Origin of the sequence: Kitasatospora sp. NPDC007106, from assembly GCF_040634455.1 — a bacterium.
GTDB lineage: Bacteria > Actinomycetota > Actinomycetes > Streptomycetales > Streptomycetaceae > Kitasatospora > Kitasatospora arboriphila.
On the sequence record NZ_JBEYFP010000540.1, the window covers coordinates 1 to 4099 of the forward strand.

General features: G+C 76.2%; 5 protein-coding genes and 1 pseudogene. 2 read left to right on the top strand and 4 right to left on the bottom strand.

Annotated features, from left to right (window positions below; translation table 11 throughout):
* The 3 genes and pseudogenes from ABZ641_RS27955 to ABZ641_RS27965 form a co-directional block, all read right to left on the bottom strand.
* Window positions 1-275 (bottom strand): annotated as a pseudogene (locus ABZ641_RS27955) (hypothetical protein); the annotation flags it as partial.
* A 166-nt stretch (window positions 276-441) separates the two neighbouring features.
* A complete protein-coding gene (locus ABZ641_RS27960) occupies window positions 442-1350 on the bottom strand; it encodes a GNAT family N-acetyltransferase (RefSeq protein WP_359986048.1) in 909 nt (302 codons plus the stop codon).
* A gap of 65 nt (window positions 1351-1415) precedes the next feature.
* Window positions 1416-2354 (bottom strand): AraC family transcriptional regulator, encoded by a 939-nt coding sequence (locus tag ABZ641_RS27965; RefSeq protein ID WP_344628008.1) that lies wholly within the window; start codon window positions 2352-2354, stop codon window positions 1416-1418.
* 235 nt (window positions 2355-2589) lie between these two features.
* On the opposite strand from ABZ641_RS27965, the gene ABZ641_RS27970 reads away from it, so the two are divergent.
* Both ABZ641_RS27970 and ABZ641_RS27975 read left to right on the top strand, forming a co-directional pair.
* Window positions 2590-3081: an anthrone oxygenase family protein gene (locus tag ABZ641_RS27970; RefSeq protein ID WP_344628007.1), complete on the top strand. Its 492-nt coding sequence runs from the start codon at window positions 2590-2592 to the stop codon at window positions 3079-3081.
* A gap of 37 nt (window positions 3082-3118) precedes the next feature.
* Window positions 3119-3451: an antibiotic biosynthesis monooxygenase gene (locus ABZ641_RS27975; protein ID WP_344628006.1), complete on the top strand. Its 333-nt coding sequence runs from the start codon at window positions 3119-3121 to the stop codon at window positions 3449-3451.
* Between the two features lie 44 nt (window positions 3452-3495).
* On the opposite strand, the gene ABZ641_RS27980 is transcribed toward ABZ641_RS27975, so the two are convergent.
* Window positions 3496-4099 (bottom strand): ECF transporter S component (locus ABZ641_RS27980; protein WP_359986053.1); only part of this gene is annotated, 604 nt, incomplete at its 5' end.

Genomic DNA, 4099 nt, shown 5'->3' on the forward strand with positions numbered 1-4099 from the left:
CCCCCGCCGCCCGCCCCACCGCCCGGCGGCGGGGGAGCGGCGGGGTGCGCGGCGGGCGGGGCGGGCGGCAGCAGGGTCGTCGCGAACGGGTCCGGGCCGGGCCCGGCGTACGGCCGGCCGTGGCCGCCGCCCGCCGCGACGTAGGGTCTGACCAGCGGCGGACCCTCCAGATGCGGCAGCACGGCCGTCTCGGTGACATCCGGGGACGAGGAGGCGCACGCGCAGCCGACGGCCGTCCGGACCGTGCCGCACAGCGGGCAGAGCTCTCCCGGCATCGGCCGGTCCTCCTCGGTCGGTGTGACGAACGCGCCCGATTATGCAGGAGGTTGCACGGGTAGGACAGGGAGGTCCTGTGACGGACGGCGGCCTTGTCCTATTTGATGGTGAAACGGCCGGGATGAACGGTCGGTGACGTCCCGCCGTCCCCGCGGTGCGCCACCGCTACGCCCCGCCGCCGCTGACGTCCCGCGAGCGGCTCTCCTCCAGCACCCGGTACCCCGCGGTGGTGTACAGGTTCATCGCCACGGTGTTGCCGCCGAACACGTTGAGCATCAGCGCGCCGTCGCCGGCCGCCAGGACCGCCCGCTCGCCGGCCGCCATCGCGGCCCGGCCGAAGCCCCGCCCGCGTTCCTCGGGGAGCACGTCCAGCGAACAGCCGAAGGTGACGCCCGGCAGGAACCCGTGGTGCAGCCAGCCGGTGCCGACCGTCCGCCCCTCGGCCTCCAGCACCAGCAGGGCCTGGCCGGGCGTGGCCATGTCCTCGGGCAGCATCCGCGCGAAGTCCGCCGCCGACTTGGCCCGGGCCTCCTGCTCCGTGTGCGAACCGGCGCGGAGCATGTCGAACACGTACGCGTCCTCCTGCTGCGCCCGCCAGGCCGGGTACTCCTCGGCCGTCATCGGACGGGCCGTCACGGCGCCCTGCTCCACCGACGCCGCGGTCAGCTCCTTCATCCGGTTCTGGCCGCGTACCGCGTACCCGTCGAAGAGCGGGTCCGAGCCCGTCACCCGCGCCTCCACCCGCGCCGCGCCGCGCTCGGCGCACCACCGCTCGGCCCACTCCAGGGCCGCCGGGCGCAGCCGCCCGTGCCCCGGTTCCGTCCACACCTCGCCGATCCGCCCCACCGGGGCGCCGTCCCGGTCGGCCACCCCCACCGCGACGCAGCCGACCGTCCGGCCGTCCGTCCGAACGTCCGCGACCGTCCACGTCCCGGCCAGTGCGCGCTGCTGCTCGGCCAGCCCCTCGGCGGCCGCGGCGGACAGCCCCGCCGCGCGGTAGCGGGCGGCGAGGCGCTGCAGATGGGCGGGCAGCCAGGTGTCCCGGTCGGCGCCGGGTGCGATCTCCAGGGTCATCCGGGCACGGTAGGCCGCGCGGCGGCCCGGCTGCGAACGGTTTTCCCCCGGCCGCGGCGGCCGGATCAGCCCGCGCGGTGCTCCCGCGGACTCACCCCGCGCACCCGCTTGAAGGCGCTGCTCAGCGCGAACGGACTGCCGTAGCCGACCCGGCGGGCCACCGCGGCGAGCGTCGCGTCCGGCTCGCGCAGCAGGTCCGCCGCCAGGTCCAGCCGCCACCCCGTCAGGTACGCCATCGGCGGCTCGCCGACCAGCTCGGTGAAGCGCCGCGCCAGCGCCGCCCGGGACACCCCCGCCTCCGCCGCCAGCGAGGCCACCGTCCACGGCTCGGCCGGCCGCCGGTGCACCAGCCGCAGCGCCCGCCCCACCACCGGGTCCGCGTACGCCCGGTACCAGCGCGGCGGGGCCGCCTCCGGGCGGGCGAACCACTCGCGCAGCGCCGTGATCAGCAGCAGGTCCAGCAGCCGGTCGAGGACCACCTCCTGGCCCGGCGCGTCCCGGTCCATCTCCTCGCCGAGCAGTGCCGGCAACGGCGATGACCAGGCGTCCGCGGGCACCACCGCGACCGGCGGCAGCGCCCGCAGCAGCCGCCCGTTCACCTCCCCGCGCAGCTGGTACGTGCCGGTCAGCAGCACCGTCGCACCGTCCGTGCGCTCGCCCCAGGACCGCCCGCCGAGGTCCATCTCCTCGCACAGCGGGGCGCCCTGCGGATCGGTGGACACCTGCCCCGGGTGGATCACCACCCGCACCGGCGTGTCCGGCCGGTCCGCCACCGTGTACGGCTCCGGGCCGCGGACGATCGCCAGGTCGCCCGGCGCCAGCGCGACCGGACCGCCGGCCGCGGGGACGATCCAGGCCGTGCCGCACACCAGGCTGACCACCGTCAGCGGAGCCTCGTCGCGCACCGCCACCGCGAACGGCGGCGCCAGCACCGAGCGCAGCAGGAACGCCCCCTGCGCCCGTGGCGCGGCGAGCAGCCCGGCGAGTCCGTCGACTGCGTCCATGCGGCCAGCCTAGGAGCGGCAGCACCGGGGGCGCGGGGAACTGCGAAGTTCGGGGGTGGTCGTACCGGCGATCAGGGCCGACCCCGGTGGCTTGCCCCTGAGGAACTGCCCTGCCCCCGGGGTTCGCTTGGACGCGTGCGTATGCGGGTGAGCGGCTCGGCCATGGGCAGGGGGGCGGGGCGCCGGTTGACTTGACGGCATGACACGGATCCGGGGGGAATCGGAGGTGCGACCCATGGCAACGGCACTGCTGCTCGCGGCCACCGTCGCGACGGGACTGATGGCGGGCCTCTTCTACGCGTTCGCCTGCTCGGTGATGCCGGGCCTCGGGCGCAGCGGCGACAGCACCTTCGTCGAGGCGATGCAGCGGATCAACACCGCCATCCTCAACGGCTGGTTCGCCGCCGCGTTCGTCGGCGCCCTGCTGCTCACCGTCGCGGCCGGCGCCCTCCACCTCGGCGGCGGCGGACGGCCGGCGCTGCCCTGGATCGCCGCGGCCGCGCTGCTCTACCTGGTGGTGCTGGTGGTCACCATGGCGGTCAACGTGCCGCTCAACGACCGGCTCGCCGCGGCCGGTGAACCCGGCTCGCTCACCGACCCGGCCGCCGTCCGGGCGGCGTTCGAGCAGACCTGGGTGCGCTGGAACACCGTCCGGGCGGTGCTGAACACCGCGGCGTTCGGCTGCCTCGGCTGGGCGCTCGTCCTCTCCGGACGCGCCGGGGCCTGACCGCCGTCCGGGTGTGAGGTGGTGCAGGATGGGAGGCATGTCCGTAGTGAAGATCAACGTGCTGACCGTGCCGGCCGAGATGCGGGAGACCCTGGAGAAGCGGTTCGCCGCCCGCGCCGGGGCCGTGGAGAACTCCGACGGCTTCGAGTGGTTCGAGCTGCTGCGCCCGGTCGAGGGCACCGACCAGTACCTGGTGTACACCCGGTGGGCCAGCGAGGAGGCGTTCAAGGCCTGGATGGAGGGGCCGATGCAGGCCGCGCACCGCCAGGGGCCGCCGGCCGAGGGTGGCGAGGCGCCGAAGCGGCCCGCCGCCAGCGACTCGGTGCTGTGGTCCTTCGAGGTGGTGCAGTCCGCCGGGCCGAAGGCCTGACGGGATCCGAACGGTGAGGGGGTACGGCCGCCGGCCGTACCCCCTCAGTGCTGCTCGGCGGGCTCGTCGGCGTCCGCTGCCGCGGGCGCCCCGGCCGGCGGTGCGAAGGCCACCGGCGCGCCGAACGCGGCCCGGCGGGTGGTGCGCCGCAGTGCCCGCAGCACCGGGCCGCCCACCGTCAGGCAGAGCACCGCGGTGAGCGCGGCCCGGGGCAGGTCCCAGCCGAGCGAGGTGGTCAGGCAGTAGAGGGCGAAGCGCGGCAGGTTCGCCGAGAGCGGGTCGCCGGGGACGAAGGCGATCGAGCTCGCCTGCCCGGCGATGTACGGCCAGCCCTGCAGGTTCATCACCGTGCCGTAGGCGACCGCGGCCAGTGCCCCGTACCCGGCGAGCAGCAGGTGCTCGCCTCGGCCGCGGAGCCCGTCCGAGCCCGGCAGCAGCCCGGCGCCGAGGCAGACCCAGCCCATGGCGAGCATCTGGAACGGCAGCCAGGGGCCGACCCCGCCGGTGAGCAGCGCCGAGGCGAACATCGACACCGCGCCGAGCACGAAGCCGAAGCCGGGCCCGAGCACCCGGCCGGCCAGCACCATCAGGAAGAACATCGGCTCCAGGCCGGCGGTGCCCGCGCCGAGCGGCCGCAGCGCCGCCCCG